This window comes from Streptomyces pristinaespiralis (genome assembly GCF_001278075.1).
Lineage (GTDB): Bacteria > Actinomycetota > Actinomycetes > Streptomycetales > Streptomycetaceae > Streptomyces > Streptomyces pristinaespiralis.
The window spans coordinates 3098312-3116018 of the sequence record NZ_CP011340.1; the positions used below are offsets into that span (position 1 = coordinate 3098312).

16 protein-coding genes are annotated in these 17707 nt (G+C 71.4%); 7 read left to right on the forward strand and 9 right to left on the reverse strand.

Annotation, left to right across the window (positions count from 1 at the left end; genetic code table 11):
* Window positions 1-100 precede the first annotated feature (100 nt).
* Window positions 101-958 (forward strand): MBL fold metallo-hydrolase, encoded by an 858-nt coding sequence (locus tag SPRI_RS12795; RefSeq protein WP_005312044.1) that lies wholly within the window; start codon window positions 101-103, stop codon window positions 956-958.
* Here SPRI_RS12795 and SPRI_RS12800 read toward each other — a convergent pair.
* From SPRI_RS12800 to SPRI_RS12820, 5 genes are all read right to left on the reverse strand, one after another.
* Window positions 924-2327, reverse strand: a complete 1404-nt coding sequence (locus tag SPRI_RS12800; protein ID WP_037773768.1) for a cellulase family glycosylhydrolase — start codon at window positions 2325-2327, stop codon at window positions 924-926. The two genes, SPRI_RS12795 and SPRI_RS12800, sit on opposite strands and share 35 nt — an antisense overlap.
* A gap of 63 nt (window positions 2328-2390) precedes the next feature.
* Entirely contained in the window at window positions 2391-3356 is a 966-nt protein-coding gene (locus tag SPRI_RS12805) for a zinc-binding dehydrogenase (RefSeq protein ID WP_037776311.1), read from the reverse strand.
* Between the two features lie 63 nt (window positions 3357-3419).
* A complete protein-coding gene (locus SPRI_RS12810; protein WP_037776312.1) occupies window positions 3420-4982 on the reverse strand; it encodes an alkaline phosphatase D family protein in 1563 nt (520 codons plus the stop codon).
* Window positions 4982-5578 (reverse strand): hypothetical protein, encoded by a 597-nt coding sequence (locus SPRI_RS12815; RefSeq protein WP_053556941.1) that lies wholly within the window; start codon window positions 5576-5578, stop codon window positions 4982-4984. Before SPRI_RS12815 ends, SPRI_RS12810 begins: the two co-directional genes overlap by 1 nt.
* 265 nt (window positions 5579-5843) lie before the next feature.
* Window positions 5844-7055, reverse strand: coding sequence for an NAD(P)-dependent malic enzyme (locus SPRI_RS12820; protein ID WP_053556942.1), 1212 nt, complete (start codon window positions 7053-7055; stop codon window positions 5844-5846).
* Between the two features lie 523 nt (window positions 7056-7578).
* On the opposite strand from SPRI_RS12820, the gene SPRI_RS12825 reads away from it, so the two are divergent.
* The 3 genes from SPRI_RS12825 to SPRI_RS12835 are packed head-to-tail and all read left to right on the forward strand — an operon-like array spanning window position 7579 to window position 10324.
* Window positions 7579-8526: an ABC transporter substrate-binding protein gene (locus SPRI_RS12825; RefSeq protein ID WP_037773770.1), complete on the forward strand. Its 948-nt coding sequence runs from the start codon at window positions 7579-7581 to the stop codon at window positions 8524-8526.
* A 44-nt stretch (window positions 8527-8570) separates the two neighbouring features.
* Window positions 8571-9551 carry an amino acid ABC transporter permease gene (locus tag SPRI_RS12830; protein ID WP_005312051.1) on the forward strand — a complete coding sequence of 327 codons (981 nt, stop codon included), beginning with the start codon at window positions 8571-8573 and terminating at the stop codon, window positions 9549-9551.
* Window positions 9552-9571: 20 nt separating this feature from the next.
* On the forward strand, window positions 9572-10324 hold the full coding sequence (locus SPRI_RS12835; RefSeq protein WP_037773771.1) for an amino acid ABC transporter ATP-binding protein: 753 nt from the start codon (window positions 9572-9574) through the stop codon (window positions 10322-10324).
* A gap of 61 nt (window positions 10325-10385) precedes the next feature.
* On the opposite strand, the gene SPRI_RS12840 is transcribed toward SPRI_RS12835, so the two are convergent.
* Window positions 10386-11075 carry a class I SAM-dependent methyltransferase gene (locus SPRI_RS12840; RefSeq protein ID WP_078535482.1) on the reverse strand — a complete coding sequence of 230 codons (690 nt, stop codon included), beginning with the start codon at window positions 11073-11075 and terminating at the stop codon, window positions 10386-10388.
* 164 nt (window positions 11076-11239) lie between these two features.
* Here SPRI_RS12840 and SPRI_RS12845 point away from each other — a divergent pair, with 164 nt between their 5' ends.
* Window positions 11240-11869, forward strand: a complete 630-nt coding sequence (locus tag SPRI_RS12845) for a CGNR zinc finger domain-containing protein (RefSeq protein ID WP_005312054.1) — start codon at window positions 11240-11242, stop codon at window positions 11867-11869.
* Here the strand turns inward: SPRI_RS12845 and sodX are convergent.
* The gene (gene sodX, locus SPRI_RS37075) at window positions 11773-12192 is read right to left on the reverse strand and encodes a nickel-type superoxide dismutase maturation protease (RefSeq protein ID WP_005312055.1); all 420 of its coding nucleotides are present in this window, start codon (window positions 12190-12192) and stop codon (window positions 11773-11775) included. The genes SPRI_RS12845 and sodX overlap by 97 nt on opposite strands.
* A gap of 150 nt (window positions 12193-12342) precedes the next feature.
* Here sodX and sodN point away from each other — a divergent pair, with 150 nt between their 5' ends.
* Window positions 12343-12738 carry a superoxide dismutase, Ni gene (gene sodN, locus SPRI_RS12850; RefSeq protein WP_005312056.1) on the forward strand — a complete coding sequence of 132 codons (396 nt, stop codon included), beginning with the start codon at window positions 12343-12345 and terminating at the stop codon, window positions 12736-12738.
* A 173-nt stretch (window positions 12739-12911) separates the two neighbouring features.
* Here sodN and SPRI_RS12855 read toward each other — a convergent pair whose 3' ends face one another.
* Window positions 12912-15317: a tetratricopeptide repeat protein gene (locus SPRI_RS12855; RefSeq protein ID WP_158685158.1), complete on the reverse strand. Its 2406-nt coding sequence runs from the start codon at window positions 15315-15317 to the stop codon at window positions 12912-12914.
* A 137-nt stretch (window positions 15318-15454) separates the two neighbouring features.
* Complete coding sequence (locus SPRI_RS12860) at window positions 15455-15874, reverse strand: hypothetical protein (RefSeq protein ID WP_050791482.1); 420 nt, start codon at window positions 15872-15874, stop codon at window positions 15455-15457.
* A gap of 224 nt (window positions 15875-16098) precedes the next feature.
* Between SPRI_RS12860 and SPRI_RS12865 the strand changes: the two genes are divergently transcribed.
* Window positions 16099-17658: a glycosyltransferase family 39 protein gene (locus SPRI_RS12865; RefSeq protein WP_005312060.1), complete on the forward strand. Its 1560-nt coding sequence runs from the start codon at window positions 16099-16101 to the stop codon at window positions 17656-17658.
* Window positions 17659-17707 lie beyond the last annotated feature (49 nt).

Consider the following 17707-nt stretch of genomic DNA (forward strand, 5'->3'; position numbering starts at 1 on the left):
GCGACCGCGTGGTATCAGAGCACGTGCCCCGCATCAGAGGGCCGCAACCTTCGCCGGCGGCCCTCCCCGGCGGGCCGGGGGTCCGCGTACGGTGGGCCGCGTGATCGATTTCCGTACAGACGCTCCCGTCGCCGGCAGCCTCGATGTCCGCTGGCACGCCGGCGGCCCGGTGGCCGGGAACGACACCGCGCCCGCGATCCAGGTCCACGCGTACAGCGAGCACACGCTGATCCTGCGGCAGAGCAAGTCGGTGCACTTCGAGGCGCCGTTCCTCTACCTGCTGTTCGGGAACGACCGGGCACTGCTGCTGGACACCGGCGCCACCGCCGACCCCACCGCCATGCCGCTGCGCGCCACCGTCGACACGCTGATCGGGCAATGGCTCGCCCGGCACCCCCGGGAGTGGTACGGACTGGTCGTCGCCCACACCCACGGGCACGGCGACCACATCGCGGGCGACGCGCAGTTCGCGGACCGTCCGTGCACCGACGTCGTGGGACCGTCCCTCGACGCGGTGACGGCGTACTTCGGTTTCGAGCAGTGGCCGCTGCGCCCCGTGGAGCTGGACCTCGGCGGGCGGGTGCTCGACCTGCTGCCCGGCCCCGGCCACGAGGAGGCCGCCGTCGTCTTCCACGACCGGCACACCGGTCTCCTGCTGACCGGCGACTCCCTCTACCCGGGCCGGCTCTACGTCAGGGACACCCCCGCCTTCACCGCCACGGTCGACCGGCTGCTGGCGTTCTGCGAGAGGGCCCCGGTGACCCATGTCCTCGGCTGTCACATCGAGATGACCCGCACCCCCGACAAGGACTACCCGCGCGGTACGACCCATCAGCCGGACGAGCCGCCGCTCGAGCTGACGCCCGCCCATGTGCGCCGGCTGCGCGACGCGCTCGCGCGGGGCCGGGGCCCGTGCGGTGACTTCATCGTGGTGTACGAGGACGGACGGCGACCGTGACGTGCCCGCCCGGCCGGGCGTGGATCCGGACCGTGGCCGTCCGGCCGGCCGGGACGGTGCTGACCCGCGGCCAGGCACGGCCGGTCACCTCGATCCGCCAGCCGCTCGCGCCGGGCGGCACCGAGATCTCACTGAAACCGGGCGACGAGCGGTACTCCAGCCGGTACGTCCCGCTCTCCGCTTCGTACCCCTCGGCCGTCACCCCGCCCGCCACGGCCGGCGCGTACGGGGCCGCGGTCTGCTCCTTGTTGACGCGGAAGCGGCCCTCCGCGTCGAGGGCGCAGTATCCGCCGCCGTAGCACCACACGTAGCCTGCCCAGCCGGAGCTGTAGCGGTTCAGGGAGGCGAGCGCGTCCCGGTAGAAGCGGCCCATGTTCGGCAGCGCGTTGTTCAGCGGGCCCCACTCGCCGACCACGACCGGCACACGGTGGCGCGCGGGGTACTCGGTGACGGCGCGCTCGTACGCCTCGATCCATCCTGCCGACGGGTCGTGGTCGGCGCCCGCTTCCATGGCCGTGTTGTAGAAGTGCGGGGCGTAGACCGTCCTCGGATCGTCGATCCCGCCGAGCCCGGTCGGCACGCCTTCCCCGACGATCGGCGTCGGCTCGACGAACAGCCAGGTGTGCCGGTCCACGGAACGGACCGCGTCCGCGAGCCGGTTGTACATCGGCGTGAGCTGCTCGGCCTCGATGCGCCGGGCCGCCGCCGGCAGGTCCTCACCCTCCCGGATCTCCCCCATCGGCTCGTTGATCAGGTCGTAGCCGATGACGGCGGGATGGTCCGCGAAGCGGTCGGCCAGCACCCGCCACATGCCGGCCTGGGCGCTGCGCAGATCCGGGTCCTCGTAGAGATGGGTGAACGCACGCTGCACGGCGGGCTCGAAGTACTCGGCGAACCAGTCGTCGGGGTGCGCGGTGAACGGCAGCCCGTCCGTCCTGGTCGCCCACTCGGGGATGCCGCGGTGCCCGAAGACGGGGCCGAAGACGTCCTGGTGGGCGTCGATCACGACGTGGACGCGGTAGGTGCGTGCCCAGTCCAGCACCTGGCCGATCCTGCGCAGGTACCGCTCGCTGTACCGGCCCCGCACCGGCTCCAGGTCGTCCCAGAAGACCAGCAGCCTGGCGAAGTTGAAGCCCCGGGCCCGCAGGTCGCGGAAGTGCCGTTCGGTGATCGCGGACAGGGCCGCCTCACCCCGGTGGGTCTTGTCCTCGACGTTCCAGCCGCGCAGGGTGAGGACCCGGCCGCGGTCGTCGGTCAGCCGCGGGATGCCGTCCGGCGCGTCACCGGCCGCGGGGCCGTGTGCCCGGGCGGGCGCGGCGCAGAGCAGCAGGAGCGCGGAGACGAGGACGGCGAGCAGTCGGCGGTACATGAGGGACCTCCGGCACGGTCGTACGACAGTGCCGGAGATCCCATCAGCAGAACTGACGGTCCATCAAGAGTTGGTCAGGACAATCTTGCCGAAGAGTTCCCCGGTGGCCATCTTCTCGAAGCCCTCCCGGGCCCGGTCCAGCGGCAGCACCTCGTCGATGACCGGCCGCACGCCCGTGGCCGCGCAGAACGAGAGCAGGTCCTCCAGTTCGTCCTTGGAGCCCATCGTCGAGCCGACGACCTTCAGTTCGAGGAAGAAGATCCGGGTGAGCTCGGCGTGCGCGGGGCGGTCACCGCTGGTCGCCCCGGAGATCACCAGGGTCCCGCCGGGCCGCAGCGACTTGACCGAGTGGGACCAGGTCGCGGCCCCGACCGTCTCGATGACGGCGTCCACCCGGCGCGGCAGCCGCGCTCCCGGCTCGTACGCCTCCTCGGCCCCCAGCTCGACGGCGCGCTTGCGCTTGGCCTCGTCGCGGCTGGTGGCGTACACCCGCAGGCCGGCGGCCTTGCCGAGCACGATCGCGGCGGTGGCCACGCCGCCGCCCGCTCCCTGCACCAGCACCGAATCGCCGGGACGCACACCGGCGTTGGTGAAGAGCATCCGGTAGGCGGTGAGCCAGGCGGTCGGCAGGCAGGCGGCCTGCTCGAAGGTGAGCTCCTTCGGCTTCGGCAGCACGTTCCACGTGGGCACGCTGACCTGCTCGGCGAAGGTGCCCTGGTAGCGCTCGGTGAGGATGGAGCGGGGCTCGTCGGGGCCGACGCCGTGGCCGCTCTGCCCGATGACGGAGTGGAGGACCACCTCGTTCCCGTCCTCGTCGACACCGGCGGCGTCACAGCCGAGGATCATCGGCAGCTTGTCCTCCGCGAGACCGACCCCGCGCAGCGACCACAGGTCGTGGTGGTTGAGCGAGGCGGCCTTGACGGTCACGGTCGTCCAGCCGGGACGGGCCTCGGGTGCCGGGCGTTCGCCCAGTTCAAGGCCGTTGAGCGGCTGGTCGCGGTCGATGCGGGCGGCGTAGGCGGCGAACATGACCATGAGAGTAGGGCGGGCCGGTGCGTGGCGGAACCACGCACCGGTGTGACACGCGTCCCGCTAGTCCCTCCGCCACTGGGCCGGCGAGTTCTTCGTCGCCGGGTCCTCGTAGGAACCGGTACTGCCCCGGTCGACGTGGAAGCTCGTCAGCGTGGTGACGGGCGACGCCGGGTCGCGGCGGTCCGCGATCACCCTCATGTGGGCGCTGAACCGCTCGGGAGTCACCTCGTACACGTCGTAGCCGTAGCGGTTGCCCTCGAAGTACTTCAGATGCGGGTTGGCCGCTCCCATCAGCGGACCGTTCGTCCTGTTCCACTCCGCCGAGTAGGCCCCCGACGTGACGGAGTGAGCGGTGAACTCCGTTCCCACGAGCGGGGACGAGGGATCGTCGAAGTCGGTCCTGATGTCGTCGACGAACGCGGAGTGCCAGTCTCCGGTGATGACGACGAGGTCCTCGAGGCCACTGCTGTGCACATGCCCCAGCACCTCCTTGCGCTCCGCGAGGAAGCCGTCCCACTGATCGGTGAACATGTACGGGCCGCCCGGCCGCCCCCTCAGCTGGCTGAGCATGATCGAGTTGGCCCAGACGTGCCACGCGTCGGGCGCCCGGTCGATGCCCCGCTTCAGCCAGGACTTCTGCCCCTGGCCGAGGATCGTGCCGTCGGGAAGGTTCTGCGCGGAGCGGTACGAACGCAGGTCGAGCACCGTCAGCTCCAGCAGGTCGCCCCAGCGGCGGACACGGTGGATCTCCGGGTCGGGCAGCGCGAAGGCGCTGTCGTCGCGGTGCGGCTGGTGCTCGTACCAGGCCTGGTACGCGGCGGCCTTGCGCTGCATGAACGGCGCGCCGCCGCCCGTTCCCGAGTAGTCGTTCACCACCTCGTGGTCGTCCCAGGTCATGAACCAGGGGTGGGCGGCGTGCGCCTCACGCAGGGACGCGTCGCCCTTGTAGAGGGCGTGGCGGCGGCGGTAGTCGGCGACGGTGAAGACCGACGGACCCTCGTGGTCGCGGACGTGGTCCGCCGGGACGCCGCCGACCTGGCCGTGCTCGTAGACGTAGTCACCGAGGTGGACGACGAAGTCGACGTCCTCGCGGGCGATTCCGCGGTGGGCGGCGTAGAACCCGTCGTGGAACGCCTGGCAGTTGGCGGCGGCGAAGCGGACAGGGCGGGCTCCGCCGGCCGGCGCGGTGCGGGTACGTCCGACCCGGCTGGTCCTGCCCAGTGCCCTGAACCCGTACCAGTAGCGGGTGTCCGGGCGCAGGCCGTGGACGGGGACATGGACGCTGTGGCCGAGGGTCGCCGAGGCCGGGGCCGTGCCGCGGGCCACCACCTGGCGGAGCGTCCGGTCCAGGGCCACGGTCCACTCGACCTCGACGACCTCCGGCAGAGGCTGCTCGGCGGCCAGCGGTTCCGGTGCGAGACGGGTCCACAGCAGGACGCTGTTCGCGAGCGGGTCGCCCGAGGCGACGCCGAGGGTGAACGGCGCCGGGTCGTAGTCGGCGCCGAGCGCCTCCGCCGCCTCACGGGCCCGGGCCGGCGACAGCCCGGCGCTCAGCGGCCACGCCAGGTTGAGGGCGCCCGCGGCGGCCGCCGCCTTGAGCAGATTGCGTCGGTCGGTCCTGATCACTTGCGTCCCCCCGTGCGCGTGGCGCCGGCCGTGGCCGTCAGGCCGAGCGATATCCCGTCGGCGTACCCGTCGTTGGATGTCCCGCCGCCGCTGCGGGTGAGGACGAGCAGCAGGCGCGCGCTGCGGGCGCCGGGCGGCACCGCGGCGGACGCGGTGCGCTCCAGCAGCCCGGTGCGTGCGCCGCGGTCGCCGGCGGTCACGGGCCCGAGCACGCTCAGCGCCACGGGCGTGCCTTTGGCGTCGCGGAACTCGACGGAGAGCCTGGCGCCGTCCTCCTGCGCGGCGTATCCGCCGAGCCAGGCGGTCACCGTGTACCGCACCCGGCCCGCGTCGACGGCCGCACGGCCGGTCGCACCGGTGCGAGGCAGTTCGACGTCCTGCACGAGGGCGGTGCGGGGCGAGTTGCCGCCGCTGAAGAACCGGGAGCCGCGGCGGACGGGCCCGGGATCGGCGGCGGTCGGATAGCCGCCGCCCACGCTGTACGCGACGAGCGCCGGAGCGCCCTCACCGACGACCCAGCCGGTCACGCTGCCGACGGGCTCGGCGCTCCCTCCCGGCCCGCTCTCGGCATCGCCGTTGACGACCAGATTCACAAGGGCCTCCCGGGGGACGTGTGTCGGCCGCCGACGCGGACCGCGGAGCATCACAGCAGCACCGGATGAACCCCGGAAGACCCCCACGGGAACACCCGCCCCGATTCGGCCACGCCCCGCGCCCTCGCCCGCGTCGCAGCGCCGGGCGGCGCACCCGGCCCCGCGGCCACGGCACGGGTCCCCGGCGGAACAGGAACGGGCCGTGTCGTACCCCCGCACGGGATACGACACGGCCCGGTTCGTGTCGCCGAAGTGCCGACGCAGGTCAGCGGCGGGCGACGCCCTCCGCCCGCGCCGCCGCGGCCACGGCCGCGGTCACCGCCGGCGCGACCCGCTCGTCGAAGGGCGAGGGGATCACGTAGTCGGCCGAGAGCGCGTCACCGACGACGTCGGCGAGCGCGTCCGCCGCCGCGATCTTCATGCCCTCGGTGATCCGGGACGCCCGCACCTGCAGCGCGCCCGCGAAGATGCCGGGGAAGGCGAGGACGTTGTTGATCTGGTTCGGGTAGTCCGAACGGCCGGTTGCCACGACCGCCGCGTACTTGTGCGCGACGTCGGGGTGCACCTCCGGGTTCGGGTTGGCCATGGCGAAGACGAACGCGCCCGGCGCCATGGACGCGACAGCGGCCTCCGGCACCGTGCCGCCGGAGACGCCGATGAAGACGTCCGCGCCGGCCAGCGCGTTCTCGAGGGAGCCCGAGAGACCCGCACGGTTGGTGAGCTCGGCGAGCTCACGCTTGACCGGCGTCAGGTCCTCGCGGTCGCGGCTGACGATGCCCTTGCGGGCCGCGACCGCCACGTCGCCGAGACCGGCCTCCAGCAGGAACTTCGCGATCGCCACACCGGCCGCGCCCGCGCCGGAGATGACACCGCGCAGCTCGCCGAGCGTGCGCCCGGTCAGCTTGGCGGCGTTGCGCAGGGCGGCGAGGGTCACGACGGCGGTACCGTGCTGGTCGTCGTGGAAGACGGGGATGTCGAGGCGCTCCTGGAGCTTGCGCTCGATCTCGAAGCACCGGGGTGCCGAGATGTCCTCGAGGTTCACTCCGCCGAAGGACGGCGCGAGGCGCACGACGGTCTCGATGATCTCGTCGGCGTCGGTGGTGGCGAGGGCGATCGGGACCGCGTCCACGCCGCCGAACTGCTTGAAAAGGATCGCCTTCCCTTCCATGACCGGGAGGGAGGCCTCCGGTCCGATGTCTCCGAGACCGAGCACCGCCGTTCCGTCCGTGACGACGGCGACGACCTGGGACTTCCAGGTGTAGTCGTGCACGAGTTCGGGCCGCTCCGCGATGGCGGTGCAGACCTTGGCGACGCCGGGTGTGTAAGCGAGGGACAGGTCGTCCTTGTTCCGCACCGGCACGGTGGCCTGGACGGCCATCTTGCCGCCGCGGTGCAGTGCGAACGCCGGATCGAAGGGCTCGTCGGCGCTCTCCGTGTCGGCGCTGTCGCTGCGAGGATTGACGATCTCCGCTGCCATGTGGTTGACCCCTTAGGTCTTCATCAGTTGAGGGTGGCCACTCCTGGTTGAGGAGGGGTGGGCGGGCACCGCGTCCGTCCCTGCGTCAGGGCGGTTGGCCCGCCCGGGCAGGGGGAGGTACGTACGCGCGGGCGCGCCGCACACGCGCCCTGAGCCCCGGATGAGGGGTGTAAGGATCCTTCTTACCGGACGGACCACACCGCGGACGAGTCGATATGCGCTCGGTGACGCGGTTCATAGCCAGAAACCCGGACAAGCGCGCCTGGTGCAGACGAACCCGCCCAGAAGGCAAGGTGACCGAAGATCTTCCGGCCGGAAGAAGGCTTTCCAGCGAATGGTCCGGCCTTGATGTACCGGCCCGCCGGGGTTCGGGGGTGACCCGTTATCCGATTTTGACATGCCTGGCCCCCTGAATGGGCTCGTCCGAATGGCAAGATGCCGAAAACAGACAAGGTCGCGACACTCGAAGATGAGTGCAGTACGACCTGGTAACTCCACCCTCACCCGCCGGAGGACCCCGATCATGACCGCAAGCACCACGCGCCGTAAGACCGCCGCGAAGTCCCGGACCGCCGCGGTCTGCGCCATCGCGGTCGCCGGCGCCATGCTGCTGACCGCGTGCGGCGACCAGACGGACAACGGCGCCTCGGAGTCGGAGACCAAGGGCACCGCGTCCGCGGCCCCGCTGGCCGACAAGCTGCCCAAGGAGATCCGCGACAAGGGCGTCATCAAGGTCGGATCCGACATCGCGTACGCGCCGATGGAGTTCATGGACGAGGGCAACAAGCCCGCCGGCGTGGACATCGACATCGCGAAGGCCCTCGGCAAGGTCCTCGGCGTCGAGTTCCAGTTCGAGAACTCCACCTTCGACCAGCTCGTCCTGGGCATGAACAACGGCCGCACCGACATCGTGATGTCGTCGATGACGGACACCAAGGAGCGCCAGCAGGGCGCGACCGAGGACGCCAAGGGCGGTGCCGACTTCGTCAACTACTTCAAGGCCGGCTCCGCGATCCTGGTCCAGAAGGGCAACCCCAAGCAGGTCACCACGCTGGACGACCTGTGCGGCCTGACGGTCGCCGCCCAGCGCGGCACGGCCAACGAGGCGCTGCTGAAGGAGACGCAGAAGAAGTGCGGCTCCGACAAGATCAAGGAGTTCATCTCCGACCAGGACACCGACTCGATCACGCAGCTCCAGACCAAGCGTGCCGACGCGGTGATCACCGACTTCCCGGTCGCCCTCTACAACGAGCTGAACGCCGGCGGCGGCAAGCTCTTCGAGGTCGTGGGTGAGCAGATCGACGCCGCGCCGTACGGCATCGCGGTGAGCAAGAAGAACACGCAGCTGCGTGACGCCCTCCAGGCGGCCGTCCAGAAGATCATCGACGACGGCTCGTACGGCGAGGTGCTGAAGGAGTGGAAGGCCGAGAGCGGCGCCATCGAGAAGGCCACGATCAACGCCGGCAAGTGACGCCACCCGCCGCCACAATCTCCCTCATGTAAGGCAGCAACCCTGTGACTGACCCCCTCGACAAGTCGCCGGCCGACGTCCCTCCGGGCGGCGGCCGGGACGCCTCCCCCCACAAGGCCTCCAGCGCACCCGCCGGGCACATCAAGGCCGTCCCCGTGCGTCACTACGGGCGCTGGATCAGTGCCGTCGTGGTCCTGGGGCTCCTCGCCCTGCTGGTACGGGCCTTCGCGGACGCTCAGATCCAGTGGAGCGTGGTCGGTGACCAGATCACCAACGGCACGTTCGCCCGGGGCGCCTGGGAAACCCTGAAGATCACCGTCTACTCGATGGTGATCGGCGTGGTCCTCGGCGCGATCCTCGCGGTGATGCGTCTCTCGCCGAACCCGGTGCTCTCCTCCGTGGCGTGGGGCTACATCTGGTTCTTCCGCGGCACTCCGGTGCTGGTGCAGATCCTGCTGTGGTTCAACCTCTCGCTGGTGTTCCAGTACCTCGACCTCGGTTTCATCTACCGGGACGAGATGAACCAGGTCATGACGCCCTTCGTGGCGGCGCTGCTGGCCCTCGGCCTGAACGAGGCGGCGTACATGGCCGAGATCTGCCGGGCCGGCATCCAGTCGGTCGACTCGGGTCAGACGGAGGCGGCACACGCGCTCGGCATGAAGGGCGGCAGGACGATGCGCCGCATCGTGCTGCCGCAGGCCATGCGGGTGATCATTCCGCCCACGGGCAACGAGTTCATCAACATGCTGAAGACCTCCTCGCTGGCGTTCGCCATCGGTTACGGCGAGCTGTTCCTGCGGGGCCGTGAATTCGGCTCCCGGACGCTCGCGATCATGGAGGGCTACATCGTGATCTCGCTCTGGTACCTGGCGCTGACCACCGTGTTCAGCATCGGCCAGTACTACCTGGAGCGGTATTACGCCCGCGGTTCGAGCCGTTCGCTGCCGCCCACGCCGCTCCAGCGGCTGCGGAAGCAGTTGTCCTCGTTCCGTGTGCAGAGCAACGTCGGAGGCGTGAAGGTATGAGTTCCCAGTCGACGCAGCCGATGGTGAAGGCCGAGAACGTCCACAAGTCGTTCGGCCATGTGAAGGTCCTCAAGGGCATCGACCTGGAGGTCGCCCCCCGCGAGGTGTTCTGTCTGGTGGGTCCGTCCGGCTCCGGCAAGTCGACCTTCCTGCGGTGCATCAACCACCTGGAGAAGATCAACGGCGGCCGGCTCTCGGTCGACGGTCGCCTGGTGGGCTACCGCGAGAAGGGCGACAAGCTCTACGAGCTGAAGGAGAGGGAGGTCGCGGCGCAGCGCAGGGACATCGGCATGGTCTTCCAGCGCTTCAACCTCTTCCCTCACATGACGGCGCTCGCGAACGTCATGGAGGCCCCGGTCCAGGTCAAGGGCGAGTCGAAGGCCGTGGCCCGCGAGCGTGCGCTGAAGCTGCTGGACCGGGTGGGGCTGGCCGACAAGGCCAAGAACTACCCGTCCCAGCTCTCCGGCGGCCAGCAGCAGCGCGTCGCGATCGCCCGTGCGCTCGCGATGGAGCCGAAGCTGATGCTCTTCGACGAGCCGACGTCGGCCCTCGACCCCGAGCTCGTGGGCGAGGTCCTCGACGTGATGCGCGGCCTCGCGGAGGACGGCATGACGATGATCGTCGTGACCCACGAGATGGGCTTCGCCCGTGAGGTCGGCGACGCGCTCGTCTTCATGGACGACGGCGTGGTCGTCGAGGCCGGCCACCCGCGTGACGTGCTCGGCAACCCGCAGCACGAGCGGACGAAGTCCTTCCTGTCGAAGGTGCTCTGAACGCAGCGGCAAGGGGCGGTACGGACCCGGTGGTCCGTACCGCCCCTGCGCGTTCGCCCCGCTACTTCAGGGCGAGCACCAGAGCGTCCGACGGCGACGCCCACACCGGGCGCGCCTCGGCGAAGCCCGCCGCACGCAGGGCCTCGGCGTGCCACTGGGCGGAGGGGGTGTCACCGTCGGCGTGCTCGCCGTAGATACGGAACCGCTCGGCGGTGGGCCCGGCGAGGACCGGGTCCTCGGCGGCGAGCGCCCACCAGTCGGCCCAGTCGAGGGCGCCGGCCTCCCTGGCCCGTTCCATGCCCGCGTGCCGGTGCGCGCGCTCCGCGGCGTTGATCCGTGGTGTGGATCCGTCCTTCATGTGGTCGGCGTTCATGAAGACCCCGCCGTCGCGGACGAGGGGACCGATCTGCCGGTAGAGCGCGGCGAGCGGTTCGCTGTGGAGCCAGTGCAGCGCGGTGGCGGTGAGCACCGCGTCGTACGAGGTGTGCGGCAGGACCTTCGTCCAGGCGGGGTCCTTGAGGTCGGCGGTGACGAAGGTGACGCGCTCGTCGCCCGCGAAGTGGCCCCGGGCGATGGTCAGCAGCGCGGGGTCGAGGTCTACCCCGGTGCTGGTGGCCTCCGGGAACCGCGCCAGGAGCCGGTCCGTGATACTGCCCGTACCGCACGCGAGGTCGAGGACCCTCGGCCGCGTGCCGACCGTGGCCTCGACCATGTCCAGCATCACCCGGAACCGCTCCTCACGGTCGGGCATGTACCACTCCTGCTGCCGGTCCCAGCTCTCCTGCCAGGCCCGCCAGTCGGTGCCCACCGCCGTGCCCTTGTCCGCCTCGCCCACCGGAAGCCTCCCGTCCGTAATACCCTCGATTGATAAGCAGCCGTTACCTTCACCCTAGAACGCCGCTGTAAGGACTACAAGTGGAACTGGCCTATTACTCGGACTACGCCGTCAGGCTGGTCAACACCGAGGAGCCGGCTCGCAACAAGGACTCCCTCACCTCGGTCGAGGCCGTCCGTGAGCTCTTCGGCGCGTCGTCCCAGGCCGCCCGCCGCGCGACCGACTCGGACGTCACGCGCTTCCGGTCCGTCCGGGGCCGGCTGCGCGCCGTCTTCGCCGCGGCCGACGCGGGTGAGGAGACCCAGGCCGTCGACCTGCTCAACTCCCTGCTGCTGGAGTTCCCCGTCAGCCCGCAGATCTCCGGGCACGACCACCGGGACGAGGACGGCCGCCCCAAGTGGCACATGCACCTCGCCGATCACCCCTCGAACGCGACCGCGGGCTACGCCGCCATCGCCGCGATGGGACTGGCGTTCCACCTGACCGAGTACGGCGTCGACCGCCTCGGGCTCTGCCAGGCCGCGCCCTGCCGCAACGCCTACCTGGACACGTCCACCAACCGCTCGCGCCGCTACTGCTCCGACCGCTGCGCGACGCGCGCCAACGTGGCCGCCTACCGGGCGCGCAAGCGTCTGGAGAGCGAGCGGTCCGGGCCCACCGGCCGCACCGCGGAGACCAGCCAGGAGACGACACCCGTCACGGACCGCTGATCCTGGGCGAGCGGACGGAAGCGGCTGCGCACCCGGCCGAGCAGCAGCTCGGGCGGCACCACTCCGAAGACACGGCTGTCGCCGTCGGCGCCGGGGTTGTCGCCGAGCACCCACCAGCCCCCGTCGCGCCGTTCGGCCAGCCGCTTGACGATGAGGAGATCCTGCTGCAGCGGATGGCGGAGCACCGCGACGTCGCCGACGCGCAGCGAGGCACGGTAGTCGACCAGCAGCTGGTCCCCGTGCAGCAGTGTCGGAACCATCGACGGCCCGGTCACCTCGGCGACCCCGAACCGGGCCCTCGGCTCCCGCCCCTGTTCAGTCATCAGCCACCTCCGACTCCCACTGTATGTTCGGCCACCGGTCCGGCACCGACACCGGACTTTTGACCTAAGCCCAAGGGGGCACCCGCCGAAACGGGTCCCTCACGGAGTAATGTCCCACCTGAGAAGACGATCACGAGGAAGGACAGCTCAATGCTCTCCCGCCTGTTTGCCCCCAAGGTGAAGGTCAGCGCCCACTGCGACCTGCCTTGCGGTGTCTACGACCCGGCCCAGGCCCGCATCGAGGCGGAGTCGGTCAAGGCCGTCCAGGAGAAGTACCAGGCCAACGAGGACCCGCACTTCCGCGCCCGCGCCACGGTCATCAAGGAGCAGCGCGCGGAGCTCGCCAAGCACCACGTCTCGGTGCTCTGGAGCGACTACTTCAAGCCGCCGCACTTCGAGAAGTACCCGGAGCTGCACCAGCTCATCAACGACACCCTGAAGGCGCTCTCCGCCGCCAAGGCGTCCACGGACCCGGCGACCGGCCAGAAGGCCCTCGACCTCATCGCGCGGATCAGCGACATCTTCGCGGAGACCAAGAAGGCCTGACCCCAGGTCACGCCTTCCGACCCGCGGCCTCCCCGGTCGCTCGGTCCTCCCGTCCGCACCCGGTCCGCAGGCCGCCGAGCAAGGCGTCCATCGCGGGCCGGGTGCGGTCTTTTTCCGAGTCACGGCTGCGTGTGGATCCGCGGGCGTGGGGCGGCCCGGACGACGCGGTCGGCTCAGCGTCGCCCGTCGTCCCGCAGGAGCGGCCGCCATCGGCGGTCGAGTCCCGCCCCCAGCATGGCGACGGCGCGGTCGGCCAGACGGCCGGCCTCCTCCTCGTCGTGCTCGTGCAGGGCACGGTCGAGCAGGCGGCGAAAGGCCGGGACGGCGTCGGAGTCGTGTGCGTGGCCGAGGCCGGGTAGGTATGCCAGCTCGGCGAGTTCCTGCACGAGGATCCGGATCGCTCGCCTTGGATCGCCCGCCTCCCGGTGGGCACGCGCCAGTTCGATGCAGTAGCCCGGGATGTCGTCGCCCTCGGTATCGATCCACCCGTGTTCCTGCTGAGCCTTCGAGATGGCGATCTCCCGCTCGAGCAGCGGAATCGCCCGCCCGAAGTCCCCTGCTGCCCGGTAGGCCCGGATGAGCCGGTTACGGCTGGGGCGGGCCAGAAGGCCGTGGGGGCCGTGTTGCCGTTCCGAGTCGGCGAGCGCCTGCTCGAGACGGGAGACCGCCCTCGTGCCGGGCTCGTGGGCGTTTCCGTATGCGGTGTTGAGGTGAAGGCGGGCGGTCAGCGTGGATGGATGCTCGGCGCCGAGGACCCGCTCCATGGCCGCGACGGTCTGCTCGTACACCGGGATGGCCTTCCCCCGGTCCCCGGCCCGGGAGTATGCGAGGGCGAGACGGTGACGGGTGCTCAGGGTGGTCGGATGGTCGGGCCCGAGCAGCCGTTCCAGCGCGGCGGCAGCCTGCTCCCACACCGGGACCGCCCGCCTCATGTCCCCTTCTCCGAAGCCCGTCTCTTCCGTCCGGAAGTACGCGAGAGCCAGGTGGTCACCGGCGGTCAGAGTGCCGGGACGGTCGGGGCCGAGCATGCTCTCCAGGGCGGCGAGGGCCTGCTCGCGCGAGATCGCGCCCCCCGTGCCACCCGCCCGGCATTGTGCGTCGGCGAGGTGCTCGCGGGTGGTCAGGGTGGTGGGATGGCCGGGACCGAGCAGCCGCTCCAGGGTGGCGAGGGCGTCCTCCCACAGGGAGACCGCCTGCTCGGTGTCCCTCGTCCGCACGTACGCGTCGGCGAGACGGTCCCGGGCGGTCAGGGTGGCGGGATGGCCGGGACCGAACAGCCGCTCCAGGGTGGCCAGGGCGCGCCGGAAGAACCCGACGGAGCGGCGGATCTCGCTCCAGTTCAGCCCGGTGAAGAAGAGCCCGGTCAGTTCCAGCAGTTCGGCCGTGGTCGCCGTATCCGTGTGCGCGGGGGCGTGGTCCAGAAGAGCTTCGACGTGTGGGAGAAGGACGGACCAGTCCGGCTCGGCGGACTGACCGGACGTCAGGTCGCGCAGGTGCGCGGTGGCTCGGTCACGCGCCTGCGCGATCAGTTCAGGGGTGCGGTGCGGGTCGTCGGGATCGGGCGTACGGGCGAGCGCCTGGACCAGCCGGTGGATCGACACGGTGCCTGTGGAAGCGTCCGCCGTGACCATGCTGTAGGCGGTGAGCAGGCCGATCGCATGGGACAGGGCGGGCGGATCGGCCAGCCCCTCCAGGAGGGTGACAGGGATCCGATCAGGGGCGTACCAGGCCAGAACCCTGAGCACGTCGGCGGCCGTCGGCAGGCTGCCGGCAATCCTGTCCAGTGTCGGCCGCCAGACCCGGGCGAGGGTGCGCCGGTCCTCGATGCCGACGGCGCCGTGGGCGTACATGCCGGCCGGGTACCGGTCCATCAGGTCCAGGTAGGCACGGGGCGTGAGGAGCGGGTTCTGGGCGAGGTAGGCGGCTGCCTGTTCGACGGCCAGCGGCAGGTGACCGAGTCGTGCGCACAGGTCGGCGGCGCCGTCCAGGTCCCGTCCGGGAGCGGCGACCGTGCGGGTGAGCAGGTCCAGGGCCTCGTCCTCGGCCAGAACGTCCAGGCGCAGCACCGTGGTGACGTGTTGCCAGGTGGTGGCGAGACGGCTGGTGATCAGGAAACGCCCGTGACTCGCCGTGCGAGCGAGCACCGGTGCCACGTCGGCAGGGTCGATGACGTTGTCCAGGACGATCAGCCAGTCCGTGTGGCAGGTCAGCCACTGCAGGGCGCGTTCCGCCAGTGCCGGAGGGGAGAGCAGTACGCTCAGTTCCGCCTCCAGGGCGACCGCGAAAGCGGCCAGGCCGTGCTGTACGGCGGAGGGACTGTCCGCAGTGATCCACCAGATCGGCGCGAAGCCGTCGGCTCTGGTTGCGGCCCAGTACGAGGCGAGGGTGCTCTTTCCGACCCCGCCGAGTCCGTGCAGGGCCTGGACCACGACACCGCCCGGACCGCGGGAGACGGCGTCCAGCCGGTCGAGCTCACCGGAGCGGCCGATGAACGGGCCCGGCCGCAGGGGCAGGTTGTGCAGCCCGGCGGGGGCGGGCACTTCGGCCGCCGGCCGCAGGCCACCGGGCTGCAGCTGCACGACCCGGGCACCGTCGCCGGTCAGCACGGGCCCGTAATTGTCTCCTCCGATGGCGACGGAACGGGGCCCGAACGCTTGGGCCCCACCGCCCGGTGTGCCTGGTCCGGGCTGCTGCCGCGGCCCGCTGGAGCGTGGCGTCACCGGGGTGTCCCATTCGGCTGATCCCCGGTGGAGACGGTGCCGGTGTTGTCGCCGCCGAGGGCGATCGACCGCTCCCCGGACGCGGACACCGTGTGTGCCGACGGGGGTGCCGGCGCCGCGGGTGCGCGCTCCGGGGGCGGTGTCGGCCGGGGGCCGTCACCTGTGGCGATGACCCCGGAGTTGCCGCCGCCCACGGCGACGGAGCGCGGGCCCTCCGCTCGCACCGGAGCCTCGGCCGGATCCTGCTGTGGCGTACGGGTCGCGACGGAAGCGCCCCAGGAAGCGGCCACCGCCGCCACAGCGGCGCCCAGGGCGGAGGCGATGCCCCAGCGAACGGCCGGATCGTCCAGCAGCAGGGGCAGCACCAAGGCTCCGCAGGCCCATGTGATCAGCACGAAGACGGCCAACGTCGTCACTGCCGCAAGCAGCCACCTACCGAACCGCTCCATTTCGCTCCCCCTCGTCCCAGGCGTCCGACAGCACCACCACGATGCCGACAACACTCCGTCCGCGCCTTGGTTATACCCAGGAGACCGCCCCGGACCGGTCCCCGCGCCCGCTCACGAGGACTCGGAGCCGAGTCCGGCGGACCGGGATCCGCCACGCGGCCCGGCGGCCGGCCGCTAGCCTGCGCTGTGTGATGGAGGGGGAGGGAACCATCGAGATTCGTGAGCAGGCGGCGGCCGGGGAGGTGCCGGTGGTGGCCGCGCCGCGCGGTCCGGCGGCGAATCCTGTCCGGGGGACGGCAGGGAGGGTGCAGTGCCTCCTCGTCCCCGCCGCGTCGGCACTGGCCCTCGGACTGTGGGGCATCACCCGCCAGGGAACGATGTGGCGCGACGAGTCCGTGACGTACCAGGTCGCCCACCGCAGCCCGTCCGAGATCTGGGCGCTGCTCGGCAACGCGGACGCCGTGCACGGCCTCTACTACTTCCTCATGCACGCCCTCTTCTCGGTCTGGGAAGGAGGGCTGGTCACGCTTCGGCTGCCCTCCGTGCTGGCCGTGTCGGCGGCCGCCGGCCTGGTGGGGCTGACGGCGTACCGGCTCGCCGGGCGACGGGCGGGGGTGCTGAGCGGTCTGGTGTTCACGCTCACCCCGGAAGTGCAGATGTACGCCCAGGAGGGGCGTTCCTACGCGATGGTCTGCGCTCTCGTCGCCCTCGCCACCCACCTGCTGGTCCGTTCCCTGACCGGACCGGCCGGGCGGCGCCTCTGGGCCGGGTACACGCTCGCCGTTCTCCTCGCGTGCTGGCTGCACGAGTTCGCCGTGCTGGCGCTGGTGGCCCACGGGGTGACCGTGTTCCTCTCGCGTACGGACCGGCACGTCCGGCGTGCATGGGCGCTGGCGGCCGGGACGGCCGCCGTCTGTCTGGTTCCTCTGGCCGTGCTCAGCGCGGGGCAGTCCGGTCAGGTGTCGTGGATCGGCGGCCCCGAGCCGAGAGAGTGGTTCGAGATCGCCGGCGTGGCCCTGGTCGCCGTCCTGTGCGCCCGGTACCGGGCGGCCGGTACCCGGCCGGCGCTCCTCCCCCGGCTGGCCCTGCCCCTGACGCTCGCTCCGACGGCTCTGCTGCTGCTCGCCGCGGTCCATGAGCCCATGTACGTCGACCGCTACGTCCTGTTCACCGACGTGGGGCTCGCGCTGCTCATCGGCACCTCGCTGAGCGCGCTCGTCACGGCCGTCTCCCGCCGTGGGCCGCTGCGCGCCCGGCTTCCCCGCATCACGGCCGTGGGCGCGGCGGCGCTCGTGGCCGTGCTCGCGCTCACCCCGGTGACGCTGCAGATGCGGACGCCCGACAGCAGGAAGGACGACGTGACGGCCGTCGCCGAGGAGGTCCGGCGCGTGTCCGCGCCCGGCGACGGGGTCGTCTTCGCGCCCTCGCGCCGGCGCGAGTGGCGGCTCTCGTACCCCGACGAGTACGGCGGACTGCTCGACCTCGCGCTCGGGCGCACCCCGCGGGCCTCCGCGTCGCTCCAGGGCGAGGAGCTCCCCCCTGCCCGGATCCGCGCCCGCATGCTGTCCATGGACCGGATCGTGGTGCTGAGCGACCCACCGGGCCAGCCGGAGGACGCGGTGCCGCAGGAGGCGGTCAAACGCGAAGTCCTGCGCACCCACTTCCTCGAGTGCTCCCGCACCCGGGTGAAGGGCGCCCAGGTGACCCTCTACGCCCGGTCCGGGAAGTGCCCGCCGCCGCAGGGGAACTGATGGCCGTGCCGGGGCGGATACGGAGGCGGGCGCGGGTGCGGGTGCGGCG

Coding starts and splice junctions, on each gene's coding strand:
- SPRI_RS12825 (WP_037773770.1), top strand. CDS start 7,579: ATGACCGCAAGCACCACGCGCCGTAAGACCGCCGCGAAGTCCCGGACC.
- SPRI_RS12835 (WP_037773771.1), top strand. CDS start 9,572: ATGGTGAAGGCCGAGAACGTCCACAAGTCGTTCGGCCATGTGAAGGTC.
- SPRI_RS12820 (WP_053556942.1), bottom strand. CDS start 7,055: ATGGCAGCGGAGATCGTCAATCCTCGCAGCGACAGCGCCGACACGGAG.
- SPRI_RS12800 (WP_037773768.1), bottom strand. CDS start 2,327: ATGTACCGCCGACTGCTCGCCGTCCTCGTCTCCGCGCTCCTGCTGCTC.
- SPRI_RS12805 (WP_037776311.1), bottom strand. CDS start 3,356: ATGTTCGCCGCCTACGCCGCCCGCATCGACCGCGACCAGCCGCTCAAC.
- SPRI_RS12840 (WP_078535482.1), bottom strand. CDS start 11,075: ATGCCCGACCGTGAGGAGCGGTTCCGGGTGATGCTGGACATGGTCGAG.
- SPRI_RS12865 (WP_005312060.1), top strand. CDS start 16,099: ATGGAGGGGGAGGGAACCATCGAGATTCGTGAGCAGGCGGCGGCCGGG.
- sodX (WP_005312055.1), bottom strand. CDS start 12,192: ATGACTGAACAGGGGCGGGAGCCGAGGGCCCGGTTCGGGGTCGCCGAG.
- sodN (WP_005312056.1), top strand. CDS start 12,343: ATGCTCTCCCGCCTGTTTGCCCCCAAGGTGAAGGTCAGCGCCCACTGC.